The organism is Proteus sp. TJ1640, assembly GCF_003144445.1.
In the GTDB taxonomy this organism is placed as follows: Bacteria; Pseudomonadota; Gammaproteobacteria; order Enterobacterales; family Enterobacteriaceae; genus Proteus; species Proteus penneri.
The window spans coordinates 263,262-288,054 of the sequence record NZ_PENY01000022.1; the positions used below are offsets into that span (position 1 = coordinate 263,262).

Sequence of the window (24,793 nt, forward strand, 5' to 3'; positions counted from 1 at the left end):
TGTCAGAATGTGGATAAATCCGTTGTCACTTAACCCGCTACTTTGGTTTTTTCATCCTTGATTGAAACGCCATAACCCAATTGCAATTTCAGGGCTTGCACATCAATTTTTCCGCAAGGGGTATGAGGAAACTGCGTAAAGAAATGGAGTTCTTTGGGGATTTTGTAGCGAGCTAGTCGCTCTTGTAGAAATGCACGTAATTCGCTTTCATTTAGGGTGCAGTCTTTTTGCACACAAATGGTGGCAATCACTTCCTCGCCTAAATCGACAGAAGGAATGCCGAACGCTTTCGTTGCGTCAACACCGGGATATTCCGCAATGGCCTCTTCTATTTCACAAAGGCTAATATTTTCACCACCACGAACGACAATCTCTTTCATGCGATAGGCGTAGTGGTAATTTCCTTGTTCATCGACATAACCAATATCCCCTGTATGTAACCAACCTTCTTCGTCTAGAGCTTCCTTGGTTTTATCTGGGGCATTGTCATAGCCCATCATCACATGGAAGCCTCGGGTACAAATTTCACCCAAAACGCCCACTGGCACAGGTTTAGCCGTTTTTGGACTAATGATTTTCATTTCAACAAAAGGTAATGGTTTACCGATAGAACTGCGTTTTATGGGTAATGCATCGTTTGGTAATGTTTGAGTACAACAAGGCGAAGCTTCTGTTTGTCCATAAGAAACGGTGATCCCTTTCATTCCTAGCGTATTTTCAATCTCATTAATTAACGCAGGAGGAAAACTTGCTCCGGCAATAATGCCTTTATCAAGACTAGATAAATCGTAGTGAGAAAACTGCTCGTGTTTCATTAAACGGCTAAAAATCGTTGGTACGCCATGCATAACGGTGCAACGATAGTCTTGAACGACGTTTAAAACATCTTCAGCACAATAGTTATCAAGAAGAACTAATTGGCATCCGGTTGTTAACGCAAAAAAGAGGCAAGAAGAGAGCCCAAAGCAGTGGAACAGAGGAACCGCAAGACAAATGACATCGTTATACGTTACGCCTAATCGCTGTGCTGACAGCATGGCATTATTAATCACATTATATTGGCTTAACATGACACCTTTAGGCATCGCTGTACTGCCTGAAGTCATTTGAATAGTCAGTAAATCTTTTACACTGACTTGTGAAATAGCCTGTTGATATTCTTTCTCTGATATTGTTTGGCTAATTGCTTTTAATTGAGATAATGAGACGCTTTTTTCTGCCGATTTATTTCCCATGCTAATAAATAACTGGGGTAATACATCCTTATTTTCAGTTACTTTTTTAGCAAGGCAATTAATCACTTCAATAAAGTCATTACTTTTAAACCCATCAGAAAAACATAATGCTTTAATACCGGTTAATCGACATAAATCTAATAACTCTCTTTTTTTAAAATGAAAGTTAATACAAACAACAGGAACACCAATTTGAGCCGCAGCAAGAAAACAAATTATCCACTCTTTACTATTAGCAGACCAAATACCTAAACGATCACCTTTTTTTAAACCAATCGCTAAAAAACCACGCGCAACATTTTCTACTTCTTGTTGTAATTGTTGCCAAGAAAGTGTCTTTTTACTTTGGCTTTCAATCAAGGCTATTTGTGAAGCATATTGCTTTACAATATTGTTTAGACATTCTTTAACTGTTATTTCTAATAAGGTCATAAATACCTACTCAACCGCTTTTTTGCTGGTGTTTGCGTCTGTAATGACCTTATTCTGGGTAGGGGAAATTATTCATTCTTGGTAAATAACGAACTGTTTTTCGTCATTTGAATAGTCTGAGAGAGATTTGTGATTGGGGTCTAGATTTGATGAGTTAAATATAATTCGTAATTGAAGATGAATTAATAACAATGAAATAAATTTGAAACTAAGGCGTTATAAAGGTGTTATTTTTAAAAATAAAAGAGAGAGTCATTTTATTTAAATAATAAAACCTCTCTCTTTAATATAAATAGTCTCACATCTCTTTAAGGTATAAACAAATCTTATCAATAATTATTGGTGTGATAATTTAAATTGAAATAATATAAAAATAAATACAATAATAATTAGATTTTATAACATCTAAATAAAAAATGATTTAAATTGCTTAACTTATTTTCTTGCTTATCAATTAAAGGTGTTATTTACCCCGTCTCATTGGCATGGTTGAAGTCTGATTAAGCGTTAATCCTTTGGTTTCTGGTGCAAACAACACAGAAACTATCATGCCGAATAAAGAGATTGCGGCACCCACTAGCATCGTCGTATTAATCCCGTAAGTAGCGATAAAGGCAGGTAATGCACAAGTTGAAATGACCGTACCAATACGGCTTATCGACATAATAATGCCCACTGCCGATGCACGAATATCGGTTGGAAACAATTCGTTAGGATAGAGCCATTGTAAAATTCCGGGGCCACCAGAGAAAAAGGCGTAAGTCGCAAACGCTAAGATCACAAATAAAATAGGCAGATTAGGGAAAACACCCAGCACGAATAATGCCAATGTCATCATGGCAAAACTACCAATCAATAATGGGCGTCGTCCTGTCTGGTTTAACCAAAACATAGCGGGAATACACCCAAACATAAAGAACAGACTGATGACCACATTACCCAATGCCGCACTTCGTCCCGTATCCCATCCTAATAAACCGACAATTTGTGGTCCAAAAGTATAAATGGCAAACATTGGGATAACTTGGCAAGTCCAAATCACCGCAACAAACAACACAAAAGAGAAGTGACGTTTATTAAATAGCTCGATAAAACGCGTTGTTTTAGCATCTTCCGCTTCAAAAACCACTGGCTCGCCAAAGAGTTTGATCATCATTTCATTACACTCTTGAATGCGCCCTTTACGTATTAACCAAAGCGGAGATTCAGGCAAATCAAAGCGACCAATTAAAATAATAACGCAAGGAATAAAAGCACTGCCCAACATCCAGCGCCAGCCATCTGCAACATCATATAAAAGATAACCGACTAAGTTGGCACATGTTGCCCCGATATACCACATTGCGGCAATAAAACCGACAGCAAAAGCGCGTTGTTTTTTATTGGAAAACTCCGTGATCATTGATGTCGCAATCGGGTAGTCAGCACCAATCACAATCCCAATCAAAAATCGCATCACTAACAAGCCCACTGGCGTTGACACAAACATCGTTGCAATCGAAATAAGCGCAATAGCCACAATATCCGCGAGGAACATTTTACGGCGACCGACTTTGTCACAAATATAACCAAAGAGTGATGTACCAATAAAAAGCCCTGCTAATGTTGCCGCACCAAGCAGACCGATCCATCGTGCATCAAGCTGTAATAACGGTGTGAGTTGCTCTAATGCCACACCGATAATCACTAACACATAGCCGTCAAGAAAAGGGCCGCCACTCCCCCATAACATCACCCGACGATGTACAGAGGTAAAACGAATATCATCAAAGTTTCTGGGTTGCATGACTGTGTCCTGGTATTTTTCTAAATAAAATAAAAAAGAAAAGCTCCCAGGCCGGAGACAGCTCTGGGAGAAAAGTAGCGATACATCATCCGTAACGATATTCCACGCCAAAAGTTCCGCGTGGATATTCCCATTTTTCAAGCGCACTATCTAAACCAAGAATTCGACACGTTCCACACTCTAAGCACCCTGCATAATCAAAACTGATAGTGCCATCTTCTTGTTTTTTATACAGACCTGCAGGACACGCTTTGACTAAGGTTTCTAATACCTGCCTATCGGGTTGCTCTTTAACAACGATATGTGGATTTTCTTCATCGACATTAAATTTATTGATGCCTAGTTTGACATCGACATTTACGGGAGAACTCATATTGCTTTTACTCCTTTGATCCCATCTTTGATCAGATTCATCCAACCGACTTTTTTGGTATGACGCAGCATGGTTTTACGCATTGGTACGGGTGCTTCACCCGTAACGGTAAAGAGATCTTTCGCGATACCAACGACCATTTCAGGATAAGCAGTGAACATACGAGGATTATCAAGTAAATCAGGCATACGCTGATACGCTTTCATATCGCGCAATGGGCCATCTTCTAAATGTTTGAGATATTCATTGAGTGATTGTTTACTAAAATCATTTTTTGCCATAGCAGAAAGCACCGTTTTGGCAGCCGCTTCACCAGATGCCATCGCTAAATCCATGCCACGGATAGTAAAACCAAGGTTCATACACATCCCTGCTGCATCACCAGCAATTAATACACCATCGCGTACTAATTCGTTTTGCATTCTTAAGCCCGCTTCTGGAACGACATGCGCACCATACTCCACCATTTTTCCACCCTCAATGAGCGGAGCAACAACAGGATGCTGTTTAAAATCTTCCAGCATTTGTGGTACGGATTTTTTCGCATCTTTAATATGGTGAAGCCCACAAACAAGACCTAAAGAGAGCGTGGTTTTATTGGTATATAAAAAACCACCGCCCATTAATCCATCAGTAGGTGATCCCGCGAATAACCAAGCCGCGCCTTCGTTATCTTTTAGGTTAAAGCGATCTTTAATCACACTTTCAGGCAATTCGATGATCTCTTTTACGCCTACTGCGACATTTTCAGCGGCAACACGTTTTGTCATCCCTAACTGTTCAGCTAAGATAGAATTCACACCATCAGCTAAAATAACGGCTTTAGCCTCTAATACATCACCATCAGCTTCCACACCGACAATCTTGCCATCACGCTCGACGAGCTTATCAACGCGAATACCTGTAATACATTGCGCACCCGCATTTTCGGCTTGTTCCATTAGCCATTGATCAAATTCACCACGTAATACAGACCAAGAGGCGGTTTTGGGGTTATTTCCTTCGGCATTTTGGTAATCAATTGTCATTGCGCCGGTTTCAGTCATAAATGACAATTTTTCGTGAGTAATAACGCGTTCAACGGGTGCTTCTTGCGCAAACTCAGGAATGATGCGTTCAAGAGTATGTGCATACATACGACCACCGGTTACATTTTTCCCGCCAGCGTAGTTACCTCTTTCTATTAGCAATACTTGTGCGCCTTCCCTTGCCAAAACAAGTGCAGCCACAGATCCTGCTAATCCTGCGCCAACAATAATGGCATCGAAAATATCTTCGGAATCGGACATAACATCTCCAGAATTTGCGATAAACGCAGAGAAGTCCCCTTCCCTGCTTAAATAAATCAGTTAGATAATTGACGAGTTAATGCAGGTAAAATCTTCATTAAATCACCGACAATGCCGTAGTCAGCAAATTGGAAGATAGGTGCATTTTTGTCTTTATTAATAGCAACAATAGTTTGTGCGCCATTAGCACCAACCATATGTTGAATTTGCCCTGAAATACCGGCAGCCAAATAGAGTTCTGGTTTCAACATCAGATTAGAAATACCGACATAGCGCTCGTGTTCCATCCATTTTTCGTTTTCAGCAACAGGACGAGAACAGGCGATTTCAGCACCAATGGCTTTCGCTAATTCTTCTGCAATGACGATATTTTCTTTGCTACCAATACCGCGACCTACACTGACAACAAAGCGTGCTTTATCTAAATCGACGGCATTGATTGCACGCGGCTGAACTGAATTACAAACGATAGTTTGAGATGGCGCAATCCATGCCACTTTTTGTGCATTCCCCGTCGCCCCTGTTTCTGGTGTAACATCAAAGGCACCTACACTTGCAGTCACTACGCAATAAGGCGTTTTCAGCGTTTCATCACCAAAGGCAAGACCACCGTAAACCATGTGTTTTGTTACTAATGCATCACCCTCTGCTTTTAAAGATTGTGCGTCATTAGAAACAACTGCCTCTAAACGATGGCCTAAGCGTGCTGCGAGTAATTTGCCACGACGTGTATTAGGTAATAGCACTAAACCTGCATCATCGTTTTGTTTGATGATTTCAACCATGCTTTGTGCATAGTCTTCAATAATGCGATCGTCTGGTTTGCCTTCTAATTGGAAAACCGCTGTTGCACCTAATTTAAAGGCAAGCGCACTTTGTTCATCATTCAAGGTAAATACATTAATAGATTGACCTACTGAAGAAGCACCACCCATTAATTCTGGTAAACGGGAAAGTGCATCACTAAATACCCAAACAGTTGAAAACTGACTCATAACTCCCCCTATTACTTAAGAATTTTACGTAAATGTTCTGCCAGCTCAGCAATCTGATCGTCACCATCACCTTCAATAATGATGCGTTGACGCACTTTCTGTTTTGGTGCTGCGACTTTTTGCTCTGAACGCGCAGTAATCACATCCAGACCAAGATCGGCAACACTCCATTGCTGAACAGGTTTTTTGGCAGCGCCAAGAATGGCTTTCATCGAAGGAATTTGAGGTGTGTTAATGTCAGTAGACACCGCGATAACAGCAGGTAATGGAATGGTCAGTGTTTCAATTTCATTTTCTAATTCACGTTCAACGGTTATTGAGTCATTAGAGAGAGAAACAATTTTGTTAATGCCATTGATTGCAGGGATATTTAAAATTTCACCCACCAGCAAGCTAACTTGTTGTGAACTGAGATCTGCAGAGCCGTCACCGCAAAGAATTAAGTCATAACCTTTTTTGGTCGCCGCCGCAGCCAGTGCAACCGCCGTTTGATAAGGCAGAGAGGCTTCAAATTGCTCATCAACCACAACAACTAAATCGTCAGCGCCGCGAGAAAGAACGTCTTTACGTGCTTTCGCATTTGTCAGAGCTTTACCACCCACACTCATTGCCGTGATTTGAATACCATCAAGTTGCGTCTTAAGCTGATTAGCGGCTTCAATCGCATTTAAATCATATTGGCTGATTTTGGTATTAGCGCGAGAAAAATCTAGCGAACTGTCCGCGCTATTTACCGTAATATCCTGCTCATCGGGAACACTCTTGTAACATGTAATAATATTCATTACATCTCCTGAAATTAATAAATAATGTCATTTACTCTGGCAATGTAATATAGAATTAACATAATTAAGTGATTAAAAAATTAAACCTAGGTCACCAATATTGAACATTATTAAATAAAGAAGAGATAGCGTTCAATATTGCTAAATACATCACCAATATTGAAATTAGTTTTAATTGAAGTGTTCAACTTTCAATATTGCTACTTCGATCAACAATATTGAACATAATAAATATAACGGTATTTAACATTCAATATTGCCACTCAGATCAACAATATTGAAAGACGGAATATAACAAGCCGATTACATATAATGCAATATCAATAATTATCAATAAGTTATAATGAAAATAAAACGTTATAAACCGTAACATAAAATCGACAAAAAGAATAGTGTGAAGTGAATAACAGAATAGATTTCTTATAATATCCATTATTCTTCATCATTAATGAATTTGTGAATTAGCCAATGACTTTATTTTTCTATTATGATGAATCACCAATAGACAAAATATTCATAAATAAACTTAACTGTTTTATTAGTTATTAGGAATTAACACTACTTAAACTTCTGCGCTAAATATATTTGGAAAATTTACCTATGAGCAAAGATAATAAAAAGGCAGGAATAGAACCGAAGGTTTTTTTTCCGCCATTAATCATTGTTGGTATTTTATGTTGGTTAACGGTTCGCGATCTCGATGCTTCAAATGAAGTGATTAATGCCGTATTCAGCTATGTTACCAATGTCTGGGGTTGGGCCTTTGAATGGTACATGGTTATCATGTTCGGAGGTTGGTTTTGGTTAGTCTTCGGTCGTTATGCCAATAAACGTCTAGGGGAAGACAAACCTGAATTTAGTACCGCAAGCTGGATCTTTATGATGTTTGCGTCTTGTACTTCTGCAGCCGTCCTTTTCTGGGGTTCGATTGAAATATACTACTACATTTCAAGCCCACCTTTTGGAATGGAAGGTTATTCGACTCAAGCTAAAGAAATTGGCCTTGCTTACAGCTTGTTCCACTGGGGTCCTCTACCTTGGGCAACGTATAGTTTTCTTTCTGTTGCATTCGCTTACTTCTTCTTTGTTCGCAAAATGGAAGTTATCCGTCCAAGTAGTACCTTAACCCCATTGGTAGGTGAAAAACACGTTAATGGCTTATTCGGTACTATTGTTGATAATTTCTACTTAGTCGCCTTAATTTTAGCCATGGGGACAAGTCTGGGTTTAGCCACACCGCTTGTCACTGAGTGTATTCAATACTTATTTGGTATTCCTCATACCCTACAATTAGATGCCATCATTATCTCTTGCTGGATCTTATTAAACGCAATTTGCGTGGCATTTGGTCTGCAAAAAGGGGTGAAGATCGCCAGTGATGTGCGTACTTACCTGAGTTTCTTAATGTTGGGTTGGGTGTTTATCGTTGGTGGTGCGAGCTTTATCGTCAATTATTTTACCGATTCTGTCGGTACATTGTTGATGTATATGCCTCGTATGCTGTTCTATACAGACCCTATTGGTAAAGGTGGATTCCCTCAAGGCTGGACTGTCTTCTATTGGGCATGGTGGGTTATTTACGCCATCCAAATGAGTATCTTCTTAGCACGTATCTCTAAAGGCCGTACTGTTCGTGAACTGTGTTTAGGAATGGTTTCAGGCTTAACCGCAGGAACTTGGTTAATTTGGACAATCCTTGGTGGTAACACCTTACAACTGATTGACCAAAACATTCTCAATATTCCACAACTGATTGAGCAATATGGTGTTCCACGCGCCATTATCGAAACATGGGCGGCATTACCACTGAGTACAGCGACAATGTGGGGCTTCTTTATTCTCTGCTTTATTGCCACTGTCACCTTAATTAACGCCTGCTCTTACACACTAGCAATGTCCACTTGTCGCTCTATGAAAGAAGGCTCTGAGCCACCTTTATTAGTGCGTATCGGCTGGTCTGTGCTGGTCGGTATTATCGGCATCATCCTATTAGCACTTGGGGGTTTAAAACCTATTCAAACCGCCATTATCGCCGGAGGATGCCCACTATTTTTCGTCAATATCATGGTCACCTTGTCCTTTATTAAAGATGCCAAAGTACATTGGAAAGACTGATCCGCTATACGCAAAGAATGACATATTAAGAGGTTATTAACATGGATTTTAGATTGAATGATGAGCAGGAACTGTTTGTTGACGGTGTCCGCGAATTAATGGCCAGTGAAAACTGGGAAGCTTATTTCGCTGAGTGTGATCGCGAAAGTAAATACCCAGAACGTTTTGTCAAAGCCTTAGCGGATATGGAAATCGACAATCTGCTTATCCCTGAAGAGCACGGCGGCTTAAATGCAGGTTTTGTTACTGTTGCTGCAATCTGGATGGAATTAGGTCGTTTAGGTGCACCAACTTACGTGCTTTATCAATTACCAGGTGGCTTTAACACCGTCTTGCGTGAAGGGACTCAAGAGCAAATTGATAAAATCATGGCATTTCGTGGTACAGGTAAACAGATGTGGAACTCGGCTATCACTGAACCCGGTGCAGGCTCCGACGTTGGTAGCTTACAAACCACTTATACCCGTAAAAATGGCAAAGTTTATCTCAATGGTAGCAAATGCTTTATCACCAGTAGTGCCTATACCCCTTACATTGTTGTGATGAGTCGTGACTCAGCATCTCCAGATAAACCTATCTTTACTGAATGGTTTGTGGATATGAGTAAGCCGGGCATCAAAGTCAACAAGTTAGAAAAACTGGGTTTACGCATGGATAGCTGCTGTGAAATTACTTTCGATAACGTTGAACTTGAAGAAAAAGACATGTTTGGCCGTGAAGGTAACGGCTTTAATCGTGTGAAAGAAGAGTTCGATCACGAACGTTTCTTAGTGGCTCTCACTAACTACGGTACAGCAATGTGTGCATTCGAAGATGCCGCTCGTTATGCCAACCAGCGTGTGCAATTTGGCGAAACTATCGGCCGTTTCCAATTAATTCAAGAAAAATTCGCACATATGGCGATCAAACTCAATTCAATGCGCAACATGTTATATGAAACTGCATGGAAGAGTGACAACAACTTAATCACTTCTGGTGATGCGGCTATGTGTAAATACTTCTGTGCAAATGCCGCGTTTGAAGTAGTTGATAGTGCAATGCAAGTGCTTGGTGGTGTCGGTATTGCTGGCGAGCACCGTATTTCTCGTTTCTGGCGTGACCTTCGTGTTGACCGTGTATCTGGTGGTTCTGATGAAATGCAGATCCTGACATTAGGACGTTCAGTACTTAAACAGTATCGCTAATTAATCACGAAAACTCTCTCATGATTAGGTGAGAGAGTATTCACTAAACCACTTACGAGGTGACGCTATGACAGAACATTTACCAATGCCACAATTCGGCCCACTTTCAGGGGTTCGTGTTGTGTTTTCAGGAATTGAAATTGCAGGGCCATTTGCAGGACAAATGTTTGCAGAATGGGGTGCTGAAGTGATTTGGATTGAAAACGTTGCATGGGCTGACACCATTCGCGTTCAACCTCACTATCCTCAACTTTCTCGACGCAATCTTCATGCGCTATCGTTAAATATCTTTAAAGACGAAGGTCGTGATGCATTCTTAAAATTAATGGAAACAACCGACATCTTTATCGAAGCCAGTAAAGGCCCTGCCTTTGCACGCCGTGGCATTACTGATGAAGTATTGTGGGAGCATAATCCTAAATTGGTTATTGCACATTTATCGGGTTTTGGTCAATACGGCGATCCGCAATATACCAACCTACCCGCTTATAACACCATCGCTCAGGCCTTTAGTGGTTACCTGATCCAAAACGGTGACAAAGATCAGCCGATGCCAGCCTTCCCTTATACCGCCGACTATTTCTCAGGGATGACAGCAACCACATCCGCATTAGCTGCACTGTATAAAGTCCAACAAACAGGCAAAGGCGAAAGTATTGATATTGCTATGTATGAAGTGATGTTGCGTATGGGGCAATACTTCATGATGGATTATTTCAATGGTGGCGAAATCTGCCCTCGAATGACCAAAGGGAAAGATCCGTACTACGCAGGCTGTGGGCTTTACCGTTGCCAAGATGGTTTTATCGTGATGGAAGTTGTCGGTATCACTCAAATTGAAGAAATTTTCAAAGATATCGGCCTTGCTTATCTTTTAGGTACACCTGAAGTGCCAGAAGGTACTCAACTTATTCACCGTATTAATTGCCCTCATGGTCAATTATTTGAAGACAAGTTAGACGAATGGTTAGCAAAACAACCGATCACTGAGGTTCTTAAACGACTTTCAGAGCTTAATATTGCCAGTGCCAAAGTACTGACTATTCCTGAGCTTGAAGACAATCCGCAATATATCGCGCGTGAATCGATCACCGAATGGCAAACCATGAATGGCGAAACCTGCAAAGGGCCAAATGTGATGCCGAAATTTAAAAATAACCCAGGGAAAATCTGGCGTGGAATGCCATCTCACGGCATGGACACTGACGCAATTTTGAAAAATATCGGTTATAGCGACGAACAAATCAGGGGGCTGGTCGATAAGGGACTGGCTAAAATTGTAAAGTAACACTGTAAAATTCAGACGTTGTATAGACATAAAACACGTCTGAATTTGCAGCGAAAGAATAGGGTAATAGTTTAATGGATGTGATTGGCAAACAAAACTTACGTCAAATGTGGGATGATTTGGCAGAGGTTTATGGCACAAAAACAGCGCTAATTTTTGAATCCGCACAAGGACACGTGAGACAATTTAGCTACAGTGAATTAAATGAAGAGATAAATAGAACCGCGAATCTTTTCCATGCTGGTGGCATAAAAAAAGGCGATCACGTTGCCTTACATCTTGATAACTGTCCTGAATTTTTCTTTTGCTGGTTTGGGCTAGCAAAAATAGGCGCTGTTATGGTGCCCATTAATGCGCGCTTTATGTATGAAGAGAGCGCATGGATAATCAATCATTGCCAAGCTCATTACGTGGTAACACGCGATAATTTCTATCCTATTTATCAACCTATGTTGCAGGATGAACAAAATCCTTTAACTCAGTTGTTTTTAATAACAGAAAACACACTTCCTACTGAGAAAGGGGTTATTGATTTTCTAAAAGAGAAAGCCAAGCACCCTGTTACGCTTAATCATCACACCCCATTAAGTGTGGATGACACTGCTGAAATTCTTTTTACCTCAGGAACGACCTCTCAACCCAAAGGCGTCGTTATCACTCACTATAATTTACGCTTTGCGGGTTATTACTCATCATGGCAAAACGCATTACGAGAAGACGATATTTTTCTTACCGTTATGCCTGCATTTCATATTGATTGCCAATGCACGGCATCACTGCCTGCCTTTTCTGTGGGTGCCACTTTTGTCTTACTCGAAAAGTACAGTGCTAGAGCCTTTTGGAAACAGATCCTTAAGTATCAAGCAACCGTAACAGAATGCATCCCCATGATGATGAGAACTTTAATGACACAACCCGTTTCATCAGAAGAAAAACAACACAAATTACGCGAAGTGATGTTCTATCTCAATCTCGCAGACGAAGAAAAAGACGCTTTCATTGAGCGCTTTAACGTGCGATTACTCACCTCTTACGGCATGACAGAAACTATAGTGGGTTTAATCGGTGATAGACCTGGCGATAAACGCCGTTGGCCCTCCATTGGTAGACCCGGTTTTTGCTATCAAGCCCAAATCAGAGACAAACAAAACAACGAAGTCCCTGATGGGGTTGTAGGCGAAATTTGTGTAAAAGGCGAGCCTGGAAAAACCTTATTCAAAGAGTATTACAACCGACCCGATGCTACAGCAAAAGCACTAGAGCCAGAAGGTTGGTTACATACTGGTGATTATGGTTACCGTGACGATGAAGGTTTTTTTTATTTCGTTGATCGCAGTTGCAATATGATCAAACGCGGTGGCGAGAATGTCTCTTGTGTTGAGATTGAAAACATCATTTCTTCGCATCCTAAAATTCAAGATGTGGCTGTAATTGGTGTACCTGACAATATTCGTGATGAAGCGATTAAAGCTTTTGTGGTACTGGTTGAAAATGAGACCTTGAGTGAAGAAGAGTTCTTCCATTTCTGTGAGCAAAATATGGCGAAGTTTAAAATCCCCTCTGAAGTTGAATTTAGAGATGGCTTGCCTCGTAATTGCTCAGGAAAAGTGATTAAAAAGCATTTGAAATAAGGCATAGGTAAGTTTAACCACAAATTAATAACCTCAATCATAAATGCTTATTTTTGATGACGAAAAGGAATACAACATGAGCCAGTCATTACACCTAACAACTCGTGGTTCTGTACTTGAAATTATATTAGATAGACCCAAAGCCAATGCTATTGATGCGAAAACCAGCCATGAAATGGGCGAAGTTTTCCTGCGTTTTCGTGATGATCCGAACTTACGTGTCGCGATTATTACAGGTGCAGGTGAACGCTTTTTCTCCGCAGGCTGGGATTTAAAAGCGGCGGCTGAAGGTGAAGCCCCTGACGCTGATTTCGGTGCGGGTGGTTTTGCGGGTTTAACCGAGCTTTTCAATCTAGATAAACCTGTTATTGCTGCAGTTAACGGCTATGCTTTTGGTGGTGGATTTGAATTAGCACTCGCTGCCGACATGATGGTCTGCTCAGACAATGCTTCTTTTGCGTTACCTGAAGCACAACTAGGCATTGTGCCTGACAGTGGTGGCGTATTGCGTTTACCTAAACGTTTACCCCCTGCTATCGTCAATGAAATGCTAATGACCGGCCGTCGCATGAATGCGGACGAAGCATTACGTTGGGGCATTGCAAATCGTGTTGTCAGTGGCGCTGAATTAATGGATAGCGCTCGCGAGCTGGCTGATCAAATCGCTAATAGCGCACCACTAGCTGTGGCTGCTTTAAAAGAAATTTATCGCGCTACCAGCGAACTTTCTATTGAAGATGGCTACAAATTAATGCGCAGTGGTGTATTAAAACATTATCCAAGTGTTCTCCATTCAGAAGATGCCACAGAAGGGCCACTTGCCTTTGCGGAGAAACGTGCACCTGAATGGAAAGGTCGGTAATGATCTAGTGTTTCGATAATGCAACAAAGAGGAAAACGGATGAGTATCTACGCGTTTGAAGGCCTTGTTCCTGTGGTACATCCAACGGCCTATATTCACCCTTCAGCCGTATTAATTGGCGATGTGATGATTGGTGCAGGTGTTTATATCGGCCCGCTCGCTTCACTCAGAGGGGATTATGGGCGCTTGATTGTTGAAGCGGGCGCTAACCTTCAAGACGGTTGTATCATGCACGGTTATACCGATATGGATACCATTGTTAGAGAAAATGGACATATTGGGCACGGTGCCATTCTTCATAGTTGTATTATCGGGCGTGATAGCTTAATCGGCATGAATAGCGTCATTATGGATGGCGCAGTGATTGGTGACGAAAGTATTGTCGCTGCAATGAGCTTTGTAAAAGCCGGTTTTCAAGGACAACCTCGCCAAATGTTAATGGGCAGCCCAGCCAAACATTTCCGTGATATTACCGACCAAGATATGGAATGGAAACGGATGAACACCCGTGAATACCAAAATTTAGCGGTACGTTGTCGTCAAAGCTTAGTTGAAACCTCGCCATTAACTACTCCTGAGCCTAATCGTCCGCGTTTACGTGGGATAACAGACGTTAAACCGAAAGGTCAGTAACAAGTAGCGACAGGCGCCATTGCGCCTGTCGTACTCTCTTTATCGTTAGATCAAACATGATCTATTAGCGTCGTTGTGATTTTGACAACATCCATTGCCATTTTTGCTCATGGTTTAATCCATGAGGGATCATGCTGGCTAATTTTTCAGGTGAGCTTTGACTACTTTTGCCTTGTACATGACCTTTTAAGCGTGAATAAAGCTGAGGATCGATATGACTGACTTTGATCATTCGTTGGCATTGGCAACCTCGGCCTTCAAGCTGATTAGGAACACTTTTTGTTTCACACTCAATTTCTTTTACATCAGAAAGAATGTAAGAAACGATATTAATCGCATTGCATTGAGGGATATCGAATTTTTTCGCGATCTCTTTTGCACTTACCCAACGCTCTTGCTCTTGAACCCAATCAGCAATAGACAGATAGAGTGGCTTATTCATGTATTCTTCACACATATTTACTCCAGTATCACAAATAAAGTTTTATTTATCGCTAAATAAAGATAATAACTGAATATGTTAATTATCATTGCACCGCGGAGTATCGGTTTTCCCTGTTAATTAGGTAATTTAACTACCCCATTAATATAATATTAGTTTTTTAACAACCAAACTCTTTAATTAACACGCCCGTCACAATTTATTATTTTGTTATTAAAACCAAAGTAATAACAATTAAACTGAGTAAAAACAAAAAAACAATTAAATTTAAAAAATATAAAAAAATCGTAACAAACAAAATATAATGGATTGATATATAACTTATTTATAATAACAAAATAAAAAACATAGATTATATTAATAATCCATTTATAGACTAACATTATAGTAATAGATCTGAATTTAGATTGCCAGAAAGGTGGCTTATTATTAGATGTAAATCAATATTCGTTTATTTTAAGCTATATTAACCTAGTTATTAATACATTAGTAAAAATGAAGATTAATAACTCCATATACCAAATTTGATAAATTAAGTGCTATATAGCGCTATAGCACTTAATCTCATATTATTAATTTAATTATAAAAAACGACGTTCGAATGCTGTTTGCCAATCATCCGAAAATCTATTTACTGCATCATCGACAACCGGTGAGCGAATAATGGAGTAAGCAAGCTCAATCGGTAATGTCACCGAAGAAGCGCCAGCTAATAAACAATCGACCACTTGGCGTGGCGTTTTAAAACTCGCGGCGAGGATTTTGGTCGGTAAATTATGCATGGTGATCAAAGTTTGTAACTCTTTAACCACTCTTACCCCATCAGAGCCTTGCCTATCCATTCTATGTACATAAGGAGCAATATAATCTGCCCCTGCTAATGCTGCCATTAAACCTTGTGAGACACTGTAAATTGCCGTGCCTAATACCAACATATTTTTTTGTTTTAATTGTTTAATGGCGACCAAACCCGCTTCAGTAACTGGAATTTTAATCACCGTATTATCAGCAATATTGCCAATACGTAGCGCTTCTTCAATCATGGTATCGACATCACTGGCAATCACTTGTGCAAATACGCGCCCTTTACCACCCATTGCCGCTTTTAATTCAGGTAATAGGGTTTCGATATTTTGTGCCGATTTAGCAATAATGGAAGGATTGGTGGTGACACCTGCAATAGGAAGAACTTGAGAGAGTTTTCTGACTTCTTCGATATCCGCGGTATCTAAATAGATTTCCATAATCGCACCTCAATGATGTTGGTTTTAAGCTAAATAATTATAGGTATAACATAGAAAATAACATTGTAAGCGGTCGATTTCTAGTCAATTTAATGAAAATAGCGCCCATGAAAAGGCGCTATTGATTAAATATCAACAATAAATAACCGTTATCTTTATTTAATAAATAAAAAACTAATCTAAACTTAGATTTTAAATTAAATAGATTAGTTTTTAAATTCTGCATCAATAACTTGATAAAATGCATTCTTTGTATCGGCAATATCCCAGACACCTAAAATAACCTGATAACCTGAACGCTCTGGTATATTACAATTTATCTCTACGGTTTCTTTTGGTATTTCACCATTATCATTTTGTTGGCAGAATGGTGTTAAATCAAAATCATCACGAGTCAGCGGTTTATTAACATCCCACCCTGGTTTAGTAATAAAAAACCGCCATGATTTTGTGCTGTGCTTCGCAGTTAATGTCCATTTAAATGTATTCTCTCCACTTTTCATTGCTACTTTATGCCAGCGATCAGCACTTTGTTCATTTAACTCAGAAAATGCCGCATTTCCACCACTGGCAATTTTACCATCAACAGGCCCTTCTTGAGGAAATTTGTTAGGCCCTTCAATTGATTGAGGTTCATACTGTATTGAACCACAGTTTTTATTTAAATTGTTTCCTTTTGATGAGCAAAGAAAAGCTCTGCTAGGTGGCACATCAATATAGCCATGTTTTAACGTTACATCAGCTGACGCTGTTGAAATAAAACCCGCTGATGATAATAATAACGTCGCAGTAAATACCATAAGTTTATTTTTCTTCATAATAAAGCCTCATAATTATTAATAAGTTTTTTTAAATATAATGATTGCATCAATCACAATATATACTAGTCAAAAAAAGATAATTAAATATTCATTTATTTATATTTGTGAGCGATATCGATATTTAATTTAATATTAAAATGGAACTAAAACAGTCATTTAATATTTATTAAATGACTATTAATAATAAAAACAATAAATAAATTTATTTTTAATACTTTATTTTATCTTTTATTAAAAAGATTCAAATTATCGGTATGAAGTAAAAACAACCCAAATGAGACAAGAAAACTGTCTCACTGGGTTGCCTGTTTTGGGTTTACCCAAAAAATACGAAAATCTCCTTGAGATATTGCCGAACGATTCAAATCAGCAATTTGTATTTGAAAATCAATATAACCTATCTTTCAGTTTATCTTGAACCACTTGACGTCTAGGCTTTCTCGTTTAAATGTGACGATAGTTTGTTCTCCATTCTATTATATTGATTTTTGGGATGGTAATTCGACCACTCACTTTTTCCAAAAATTTCCTCATGAGATATTTTTTTACCATCACGGTAAAATGTCAGGTTGGAGCGAACTTCGGGGAGATCTCTATGTCGGTATAACCAACGAAGCTCACTGGATGTTATACTCGTCCCGTACCCCTTTTTTGATACAACCACACCAATATCATCTCCAATAATATCGGCAATAAAATGAAGCGGTTTTTTTCTGACTAACAACTGAAACTCCAGCCCGGCTTTACTCGTCTTGTTCCATAAAGGAATACTCAATTGCTTTTTTCTCCATGGTTTTAACTTAAGTTCAGTCGCTTCATCCTGAGCTATGACGTTGTATCTCTCATGAGAAGAAATAAATTGTTTGAATTGAATGGCTCGCTCAGGATCGTTTAACCGTTTATTTGTCCTTTTGTCATCAGAATACTCCGTAGGTTTGTTAATATCCCAGACAGCATTAGTGACATCACTTTGAATGAAAATATTAGTTTTCTCTTTCGCTTTCCGGAAAAATCGTCTAATTAATTTAAAAATATTATTAGTAGATGGTTTAATTGCTTCTTTTCTTTTAAAGCCGGAAGAGTTCAACACAGATACAAAGCTCTCTAGAGGCTCATCTAAGCCATAAAGAATATCCCCCCACTGAAATATTTCTGTCAAAGGTGTATCATTTGGTATGGAGCTAATAGTTGGTGCTCGCCCATCAGGATCATGAAGTGTTACGGGGTTATTGCGCACCATTCGATATAAATTCAGCCCGTCAATCGTACCGGCGGGATCAGCACTTAGCCAACGACCAATCCACGGCTGATAATAACGGTAACCGTAGTAATACATTCCTGTAGAATCTTTTTCTTTCCCTGAATAACGAATGGTTTTGTAATCCGCCTCTACCGCATTTTCGCTGGACCAAATGGCTGTACCCCCATAAGGGTAATATTCCTCATAACTGACTAATTTCCCTTGACCGTCCGTTTCTAATCCACTGTTACCAATACCATCATCATAGCTATAACGCAGTGAGTTATTTTCAATCCCTTTCGGTGAGCCAATCTCCCAACACAATGCCCTGACTTTTGCACTGGTGCCTGCTTGAATTTGTACAACGGTATATTTCTCTGTCACAGAACTTGTGCTCACTTCCCATTGTTCAATATTCGGTAAATAGTGCGTAGTGACTTTTTCTAAATCACCGTCAGCAACTTTGCGCCCGCGTATTTTCGTCACACGTTGGCTCACACTGTTATATTGATAGGTTTCGCCCTCAGACAGATGCCCACTTTCCATTATCTCTTTAGTGGCTTTCAGATGATTACGGCTATCCCAAATAATGGCATCACCATTGAGAAGCTGGGTTAAATTACCACTCTCATCAAAATAGCTATCCACGTTTTTTGGATCTGAACATTGGGATTTTAATAAAGCCCGATTAGTTTTATTTGAAACGATAATATCTTGAGTAAAGCTTTGTTGTGCAATCGAAGAAGTGTGGCGAATTTGCGTTAAATTACCGCCTCTATCATAGGTATAGAAACGGGTGTAATTGGTATAGCTTTGCGTATCTTTGACTAACGTTGTCACAGGCTGAGATTGCATTGAAGCAGGCGTTTGTTGATTGGCGGATTCACGCCCTGTTGCACTGACCAATTGATACAGTGAATCATAAATATAGCGATTTTCAGGCACCACTTTCTGATTGCGCCAGTAACGCGTTGCTTCAGCATCATTTTTCAGACAGATAATATTGCCGACCTGATCGTACTCATAACGCAGATCTTGCATAAGCTTCGCACCTAATGCATGACCTTGAGGACGCTCTGTTTTAACCTGCAACAAACGTTGGGTTTCAGGCTCATATTCATAGGTGGTGACTAAACCATTACCCTGCTCTTCACGCAGTTTTTGCCCCGCGGCTGAATAGGTGAGTGAACGTAAAATAGCGTGTTCTGCTTGCCCTTTTAAGGTTAGCCAAGATTGTTTAACAAAACCGGCGACGTCATAAGCAAAACGGCGTTGATGGCCTGTACTGTCGGTTTCTGTTAATACCGTACCTGTGGCATCATAACGATATTCCGTCGTGTATTTTTCGGTGTGTTCAATACTGGCTTCACGACTTGGAGCCCAATCAATATGATTATCTGTCACAAACTGTTGTGTTTCTGATATCACTGCGCCGTGTAACGAATAACGGCGATACGTTTTTTTACCCGCAGTATCAAAATGTTCAATACATTTTCCCACTTGGTTGGTATCGATTAACTCACTCGCGTTTCCTTGTCCCCATTTAAATTTTTGTACTACGGCAGTTCTGCTTTCACCGAGTTTTCCTTCTTTTACTTGCTCTAAATATCGTTCAATGCTTTGCTTGGAATATTCGTACGTTGTCACTGTGCCTTGTGCATTAATCTGTTGTGAAACGGTACCCTCAATATCATTAAGACTAAAGCTTGTACCATTATCAACCCCTTGAGATAAAGTAATGGCGCCACCTAAGCTTATGGTTTGTTGAATATTAGGTTGAATAGAGGTGTCTGACTGTTGTGCGTCATACAGTCTTGCATCAATGCTGCGTTCTAAATAACCACGCGCATGATACTGATGGCGCGTAATGCGTTCATCGGTTTTATCCAGTGAATCAGGATGACGACAATAACTAATCTCACGAATGGATGATCCGCGATTATCATAAACCACCACGCTGGGGGTTCGGGTGTGTAATAATTGATTTGACATCTTTTTAATTCCTTGTGGTTTTCTCTTTATCGTTAATAATTATTTTATTCGTCATTAACGGGGAATAAATACCTTTGTTTATTAAGATATATTATTAATTTATTTATAGGTTAAATACCTTGTGATTAAATTAACCACACTTAGTCCTTAGCCTCTAATCATTATTAATCGAGTTACAATAAGATTATTCTAGTCTCTGCAGTTTAGGATTATAATTCATATTGGATCTACAAACTTCGCCACGACAAAATGAGCAGACAATATTGTCATAGTGAATATTATTTTTCTTTAACTCCTTGAAAAGCGCTCCTATTGACGTTATTGAAGGTATAGTGAACCCATCAAAAAGAGTCCGGTTATTTACGGCGACAATATCCGTTTTTACTGTTTGATCTTGAACTGTTTGTGTAATCGCCCGATTGACAGCCAATGCATCACTTATTCTATCGGGTGTATCGTCCGCATATTTGGTTAATATATAATTTGTAATATTAATTACACTATTCTTATCGTTTTCTGCTGCTTCCCAATGCATTTTATTATACGGTTCAATTTCTTTCCAAATTGTATCGTTATACGCGCCTGTTACTGTCCTTATTCCCAACAATTCCATTTGCTCAACCGCGAATTGATTATGAAAATCTAGACGATGATTGGAAATGGAAAATAACGTATACTTCTTATTTATTGCGAGGTTCTTAATACTCGGGTCCTTTAAGTTAGTCCTGTGTGGATTTAAGAATTTTAATGTCACCCCATCGGGTATTGGAACGGCGCCGCGGTTTAAGGTAAAACCGCCATCGGCAGTAACAATAAGTTGTTTTGATGGAGAATCCGGGGTTGAATAGAGCGTAAAATACGAACCTAACTTACTGGCGGTATAGTGAGTCTCTCTTTTAAAATCTCGTGAATTTTTTTGATTCCAAGCCTCAGCCTTTTTAATAGTCTTCTCCCCCCGATCATTTGTTTTTATTTCATGAAATGAAGTCGGTAATCGATTGATAAAATGCTCACTTGTTGTTGCAGAAGTCGATGCGGTTGAAGGTGTGGGCGCTCGTCCATCCGGATCATGCAATGTCACTGGGTTATTACGCACCATTCGATATAAATTAAGTCCGTCAATCGTCCCTGCGGGATCGGCACTTAGCCAACGACCAATCCACGGTTGATAATAACGGTAACCGTAGTAATAAAGTCCTGTAGAATCTTTTTCTTTTCCTGAATAACGAATGGTTTTGTAATCCGCCTCTACCGCATTTTCGCTGGACCAAATGGCTGTACCCCCATAAGGGTAATACTCTTCATAGCTAACTAATTGCCCTCGACCATCGGTTTCTAATCCGCTGTTGCCAATACCATCATCATAGCTATAACGCAGTGAGTTATTTTCAATCCCTTTCGGTGAGCCAATCTCCCAACACAGCGCCCTGACTTTTGCACTCGTGCCTGCTTGAATTTGTACAACGGTATATTTCTCTGTCACAGAACTTGTGCTCACTTCCCATTGTTCAATATTCGGTAAATAGTGCGTAGTGACCTTTTCTAAATCACCGTCAGCAACTTTGCGCCCGCGTATTTTCGTCACACGTTGGCTCGCACTGTTATATTGATAGGTTTCGCCCTCAGACAGATGCCCACTTTCCATTATCTCTTTAGTGGCTTTCAGATGATTACGGCTATCCCAAATAATCGCATCCCCATTAAGAAGTTGGGTTAAATTACCACTCTCATCAAAATAGCTATCCACGTTTTTTGGATCTGAACATTGTGACTTTAATAAGGCGCGATTGTTTTTATTTGAAACGGTAATATCTTGAGTAAAACTTTGCCGTGCAATCGATGAATTATGGCGAATTTGCGTTAAATTACCGCCTCTATCGTAAGCGTATAAGCGGGAGTAATTGGTATAGCTTTGTGTATCTTTCACTAACGTAGTAATTGGCTGAGATTGCATTGAAGCGGGTGTTTGTTGATTGGCAGATTCACGACCCGTTGCACTCACTAATTGATACAGCGAGTCATACACATAACGATTTTCAGGCACAATTTTTTGATTACGCCAGTAACGCGTTGCTTCAGCATCATTTTTCAGACAGATAATATTGCCGACCGGATCGTACTCATAACGCAGATCTTGCATGATCTTCGCCCCTAAAGCGTGGCCTTGAGGGCGCTCTGTTTTAACCTGCAACAAACGTTGGGTTTCAGGCTCATATTCATAGGTGGTGACTAAACCATTACCCTGCTCTTCACGCAGTTTTTGCCCCGCGGCTGAATAGGTGAGTGAACGTAAAATAGCGTGTTCTGCTTGCCCTTTTNCGCAGTTTTTGCCCCGCGGCTGAATAGGTGAGTGAACGTAAAATAGCGTGTTCTGCTTGCCCTTTTAAGGTTAGCCAAGATTGTTTAACAAAACCGGCGACGTCATAAGCAAAACGGCGTTGATGGCCTGTACTGTCGGTTTCTGTTAATACCGTACCTGTGGCATCATAACGATATTCCGTCGTGTATTTTTCGGTGTGTTCAATACTGGCTTCACGACTTGGAGCCCAATCAATATGATTATCTGTCACAAACTGTTGTGTTTCTGATATCACTGCGCCGTGTAACGAATAACGGCGATACGTTTTTTTACCCGCAGTATCAAAATGTTCAATACATTTTCCAACTTGGTTGGTATCGATTAACTCACTCGCGTTTCCTTGTCCCCATTTAAATTTTTGTACTACGGCAATACTGCCTTCATCCAGTTTTCCCTCTTTTACTTGTTCTAAATAACGTTCAAATTGTTTATCACTGTATTCATAAGCTGTGACTGTTCCTTTTGCATTAATCTGCTGTGCAACTGTGCCTTCAATATCATTCAAATTAAAGCTATTCCCATTATCAACACCTTGTGAAAGTGATAATGCCCTCCCTAAACTCACCGTTTGTTGAATATTAGGCTGAATGCTGGCGTCTAACTGTTGTGAGTCATACAGTCTTGCATCAATGCTGCGTTCTAAATAACCGCGAGCATGATAATGGTGACGAGTAATACGCTCATCGGTTTGGTTAACCGTATCAGGATGACGACAATAGTTTATTTCACGGATTGTTGATCCGCGATTATCAAGCACCACCACCGTTGGCGTTCTTATGTGTAATTGTTGATTTGGCATATTTCTATAATTCCTTAGTTTGCATGTTTTTTATTATCTAGCGCATTGGTACCGAGCTAACTTTTTGTTGCCAATATTTCTGCCACCGCTTTTTTATCGGTATTGCATTTCTCTAATACAAACATCAAACGCGCCACATAATCAGGGTAATCCCCCCACAATTGCACATTAAAAAACGGCGCTGAACAGGGCTGTAACAAATGTGAGGGCACAAACTTATCTGGCGCTTTAACGACGGTTAAGGGTGTTTTGCTGCAACTGGATAACAGCGTCAGGCACAGACTCATTAGCACAAGGCGCTTGAGCCAAAATTTGCCGTAACTCTTGGCGTATCGCATGATTTTCTTCCTCTAAATAGTGTTGCTCCTTTTGTTGGCGCGTTAATGTTTCCGAAACTTTTTCTGCTTGTTGATGCCATTGCACTAATTGTGATTGCAACGTGCGTTGTTGATATTCAAGCTGACTATTTTGCTCAGAAAGTCGATTTATTTGGTTATGTTGATAACGAATAACCAGCAATGTAACAACAACAATGAGCGCTCCCCCCCACTTAACCCCCAAACGTAAAAAAGTGCTTATATTCATGGGTATGCCTCACGGCATAACTCGTAATGGGGCCCATCGCGAAATGAAACCCAATTTCCCCCCCAATTAATTGAAACACCTAATTGGGAAGATGCTTGTTTCATGGCTTTTGATACTGATTCAAATGCAGACCAATCTTGCCAAGGGATCGCACCATTTACTAATGGCACAATATCAACTGCATGACCCGTTAAATGGCGACTATTCAGTGTTTTGCTTTTGCCCTCTTTTATGAGTGCTTTTTGACGTTCTAATGAACGCACGCCTTCAATAACCACAAAATCATATGGACTGAATGTCAGTGCCAAATGGACAACGCGGACAAGATCTTGATGTACATCCTTTAGGTTATTTTGGCTTCGTTGACTCAATGTATAGGTATTCATTTCGGCTCCTTAAGGTTGTTCACACCCAAAATACGGTGCCACAACCAAATCAGTGTTGTACTCCCCATTGAGCCAAAAAGTCCTGCAATCATGTAAGACATATAACGGCTTGCACCACTTTCAAAACTTAACAAGCCCCCTAATAGTCCAGTAAAAACTGAGATAACCACTTGGCTTGTAATTCCACACCAAGACCACTTTATTTGTTTCTGTTTTATTTCCATTAAATACCTCACGATACCTCCCCAGGCTGAAAATCCACCGATAATCATCCAAGCGAGTGCATCACTTTCAGATGGGATTGAGACCAGCATAAT

Annotated in this window: 20 protein-coding genes; 6 read left to right on the forward strand and 14 right to left on the reverse strand. The window is 39.9% G+C overall.

Going from position 1 to position 24,793, the window contains the following annotated elements; translation table 11 throughout:
* Positions 1-29 precede the first annotated feature (29 nt).
* The 6 genes from DK861_RS10575 to DK861_RS10600 all read right to left on the reverse strand — a co-directional run bounded on the left by DK861_RS10575 (position 30) and on the right by DK861_RS10600 (position 6,895).
* On the reverse strand, positions 30-1,667 hold the full coding sequence (locus DK861_RS10575; RefSeq protein WP_109400053.1) for an AMP-binding protein: 1,638 nt from the start codon (positions 1,665-1,667) through the stop codon (positions 30-32).
* Between the two features lie 463 nt (positions 1,668-2,130).
* Positions 2,131-3,453 carry an MFS transporter gene (locus tag DK861_RS10580; RefSeq protein ID WP_109400054.1) on the reverse strand — a complete coding sequence of 441 codons (1,323 nt, stop codon included), beginning with the start codon at positions 3,451-3,453 and terminating at the stop codon, positions 2,131-2,133.
* Between the two features lie 85 nt (positions 3,454-3,538).
* Positions 3,539-3,826 (reverse strand): ferredoxin-like protein FixX, encoded by a 288-nt coding sequence (gene fixX, locus DK861_RS10585; RefSeq protein WP_109400055.1) that lies wholly within the window; start codon positions 3,824-3,826, stop codon positions 3,539-3,541.
* Positions 3,823-5,115, reverse strand: coding sequence for an FAD-dependent oxidoreductase FixC (fixC, locus tag DK861_RS10590; RefSeq protein WP_109400056.1), 1,293 nt, complete (start codon positions 5,113-5,115; stop codon positions 3,823-3,825). The genes fixX and fixC overlap by 4 nt, the downstream gene beginning before the upstream one ends.
* A 56-nt stretch (positions 5,116-5,171) precedes the next feature.
* Positions 5,172-6,110: an FAD-binding protein gene (locus DK861_RS10595; RefSeq protein WP_109400057.1), complete on the reverse strand. Its 939-nt coding sequence runs from the start codon at positions 6,108-6,110 to the stop codon at positions 5,172-5,174.
* Between the two features lie 11 nt (positions 6,111-6,121).
* Positions 6,122-6,895 (reverse strand): electron transfer flavoprotein FixA, encoded by a 774-nt coding sequence (locus tag DK861_RS10600; protein ID WP_006536198.1) that lies wholly within the window; start codon positions 6,893-6,895, stop codon positions 6,122-6,124.
* A gap of 600 nt (positions 6,896-7,495) precedes the next feature.
* Here DK861_RS10600 and caiT point away from each other — a divergent pair.
* From caiT to caiE, 6 genes are all read left to right on the forward strand, one after another.
* On the forward strand, positions 7,496-9,010 hold the full coding sequence (caiT, locus tag DK861_RS10605; RefSeq protein WP_109400058.1) for an L-carnitine/gamma-butyrobetaine antiporter: 1,515 nt from the start codon (positions 7,496-7,498) through the stop codon (positions 9,008-9,010).
* A 41-nt stretch (positions 9,011-9,051) separates the two neighbouring features.
* Positions 9,052-10,194, forward strand: a complete 1,143-nt coding sequence (caiA, locus tag DK861_RS10610; RefSeq protein ID WP_109400059.1) for a crotonobetainyl-CoA dehydrogenase — start codon at positions 9,052-9,054, stop codon at positions 10,192-10,194.
* Positions 10,195-10,261: 67 nt separating this feature from the next.
* On the forward strand, positions 10,262-11,482 hold the full coding sequence (gene caiB, locus DK861_RS10615) for an L-carnitine CoA-transferase (protein ID WP_006536201.1): 1,221 nt from the start codon (positions 10,262-10,264) through the stop codon (positions 11,480-11,482).
* A gap of 74 nt (positions 11,483-11,556) precedes the next feature.
* Positions 11,557-13,113 carry a crotonobetaine/carnitine-CoA ligase gene (gene caiC / locus DK861_RS10620; protein WP_072064409.1) on the forward strand — a complete coding sequence of 519 codons (1,557 nt, stop codon included), beginning with the start codon at positions 11,557-11,559 and terminating at the stop codon, positions 13,111-13,113.
* A 76-nt stretch (positions 13,114-13,189) separates the two neighbouring features.
* Positions 13,190-13,975 carry a crotonobetainyl-CoA hydratase gene (caiD, locus tag DK861_RS10625; RefSeq protein ID WP_109400060.1) on the forward strand — a complete coding sequence of 262 codons (786 nt, stop codon included), beginning with the start codon at positions 13,190-13,192 and terminating at the stop codon, positions 13,973-13,975.
* Between the two features lie 39 nt (positions 13,976-14,014).
* Positions 14,015-14,608, forward strand: coding sequence for a carnitine operon protein CaiE (gene caiE / locus DK861_RS10630; protein WP_109400061.1), 594 nt, complete (start codon positions 14,015-14,017; stop codon positions 14,606-14,608).
* A 64-nt stretch (positions 14,609-14,672) separates the two neighbouring features.
* Here the strand turns inward: caiE and caiF are convergent, their stop codons facing one another.
* From caiF to DK861_RS10675, 8 genes are all read right to left on the reverse strand, one after another.
* Entirely contained in the window at positions 14,673-15,065 is a 393-nt protein-coding gene (gene caiF / locus DK861_RS10635) for a carnitine metabolism transcriptional regulator CaiF (RefSeq protein WP_072064411.1), read from the reverse strand.
* 566 nt (positions 15,066-15,631) lie between these two features.
* The gene (fsa, locus tag DK861_RS10640; protein WP_006536209.1) at positions 15,632-16,294 is read right to left on the reverse strand and encodes a fructose-6-phosphate aldolase; all 663 of its coding nucleotides are present in this window, start codon (positions 16,292-16,294) and stop codon (positions 15,632-15,634) included.
* A gap of 206 nt (positions 16,295-16,500) precedes the next feature.
* A complete protein-coding gene (locus tag DK861_RS10645) occupies positions 16,501-17,112 on the reverse strand; it encodes a lytic polysaccharide monooxygenase (protein WP_006536210.1) in 612 nt (203 codons plus the stop codon).
* Between the two features lie 433 nt (positions 17,113-17,545).
* Positions 17,546-20,347, reverse strand: a complete 2,802-nt coding sequence (locus tag DK861_RS10650; protein ID WP_109400062.1) for an RHS repeat-associated core domain-containing protein — start codon at positions 20,345-20,347, stop codon at positions 17,546-17,548.
* A gap of 184 nt (positions 20,348-20,531) precedes the next feature.
* Entirely contained in the window at positions 20,532-22,487 is a 1,956-nt protein-coding gene (locus DK861_RS10655; protein WP_109400063.1) for an RHS repeat-associated core domain-containing protein, read from the reverse strand.
* Between the two features lie 1,246 nt (positions 22,488-23,733).
* Positions 23,734-24,090, reverse strand: a complete 357-nt coding sequence (locus tag DK861_RS10665; RefSeq protein WP_109400065.1) for a DUF2570 domain-containing protein — start codon at positions 24,088-24,090, stop codon at positions 23,734-23,736.
* Complete coding sequence (locus tag DK861_RS10670) at positions 24,087-24,476, reverse strand: M15 family metallopeptidase (protein ID WP_072064414.1); 390 nt, start codon at positions 24,474-24,476, stop codon at positions 24,087-24,089. Before DK861_RS10670 ends, DK861_RS10665 begins: the two co-directional genes overlap by 4 nt.
* The gene (locus DK861_RS10675) at positions 24,473-24,790 is read right to left on the reverse strand and encodes a phage holin family protein (RefSeq protein WP_109400066.1); all 318 of its coding nucleotides are present in this window, start codon (positions 24,788-24,790) and stop codon (positions 24,473-24,475) included. Before DK861_RS10675 ends, DK861_RS10670 begins: the two co-directional genes overlap by 4 nt.
* Positions 24,791-24,793: the final 3 nt, after the last annotated feature.

Bases quoted from the DNA above. Each gene is read 5' to 3' on its own strand.
- DK861_RS10595 (WP_109400057.1), bottom strand. From the start codon at position 6,110: ATGAGTCAGTTTTCAACTGTTTGGGTATTTAGTGATGCACTTTCCCGT.
- DK861_RS10655 (WP_109400063.1), bottom strand. From the start codon at position 22,487: ATGCAAGATCTGCGTTATGAGTACGATCCGGTCGGCAATATTATCTGT.
- DK861_RS10665 (WP_109400065.1), bottom strand. From the start codon at position 24,090: ATGAATATAAGCACTTTTTTACGTTTGGGGGTTAAGTGGGGGGGAGCG.
- DK861_RS10650 (WP_109400062.1), bottom strand. From the start codon at position 20,347: ATGTCAAATCAATTATTACACACCCGAACCCCCAGCGTGGTGGTTTAT.
- DK861_RS10645 (WP_006536210.1), bottom strand. From the start codon at position 17,112: ATGAAGAAAAATAAACTTATGGTATTTACTGCGACGTTATTATTATCA.
- caiA (WP_109400059.1), top strand. From the start codon at position 9,052: ATGGATTTTAGATTGAATGATGAGCAGGAACTGTTTGTTGACGGTGTC.
- DK861_RS10575 (WP_109400053.1), bottom strand. From the start codon at position 1,667: ATGACCTTATTAGAAATAACAGTTAAAGAATGTCTAAACAATATTGTA.
- fixX (WP_109400055.1), bottom strand. From the start codon at position 3,826: ATGAGTTCTCCCGTAAATGTCGATGTCAAACTAGGCATCAATAAATTT.
- fsa (WP_006536209.1), bottom strand. From the start codon at position 16,294: ATGGAAATCTATTTAGATACCGCGGATATCGAAGAAGTCAGAAAACTC.
- DK861_RS10600 (WP_006536198.1), bottom strand. From the start codon at position 6,895: ATGAATATTATTACATGTTACAAGAGTGTTCCCGATGAGCAGGATATT.
- caiF (WP_072064411.1), bottom strand. From the start codon at position 15,065: ATGTGTGAAGAATACATGAATAAGCCACTCTATCTGTCTATTGCTGAT.
- fixC (WP_109400056.1), bottom strand. From the start codon at position 5,115: ATGTCCGATTCCGAAGATATTTTCGATGCCATTATTGTTGGCGCAGGA.
- DK861_RS10580 (WP_109400054.1), bottom strand. From the start codon at position 3,453: ATGCAACCCAGAAACTTTGATGATATTCGTTTTACCTCTGTACATCGT.
- caiD (WP_109400060.1), top strand. From the start codon at position 13,190: ATGAGCCAGTCATTACACCTAACAACTCGTGGTTCTGTACTTGAAATT.
- DK861_RS10675 (WP_109400066.1), bottom strand. From the start codon at position 24,790: ATGCTGGTCTCAATCCCATCTGAAAGTGATGCACTCGCTTGGATGATT.
- caiC (WP_072064409.1), top strand. From the start codon at position 11,557: ATGGATGTGATTGGCAAACAAAACTTACGTCAAATGTGGGATGATTTG.
- caiE (WP_109400061.1), top strand. From the start codon at position 14,015: ATGAGTATCTACGCGTTTGAAGGCCTTGTTCCTGTGGTACATCCAACG.
- caiB (WP_006536201.1), top strand. From the start codon at position 10,262: ATGACAGAACATTTACCAATGCCACAATTCGGCCCACTTTCAGGGGTT.
- DK861_RS10670 (WP_072064414.1), bottom strand. From the start codon at position 24,476: ATGAATACCTATACATTGAGTCAACGAAGCCAAAATAACCTAAAGGAT.
- caiT (WP_109400058.1), top strand. From the start codon at position 7,496: ATGAGCAAAGATAATAAAAAGGCAGGAATAGAACCGAAGGTTTTTTTT.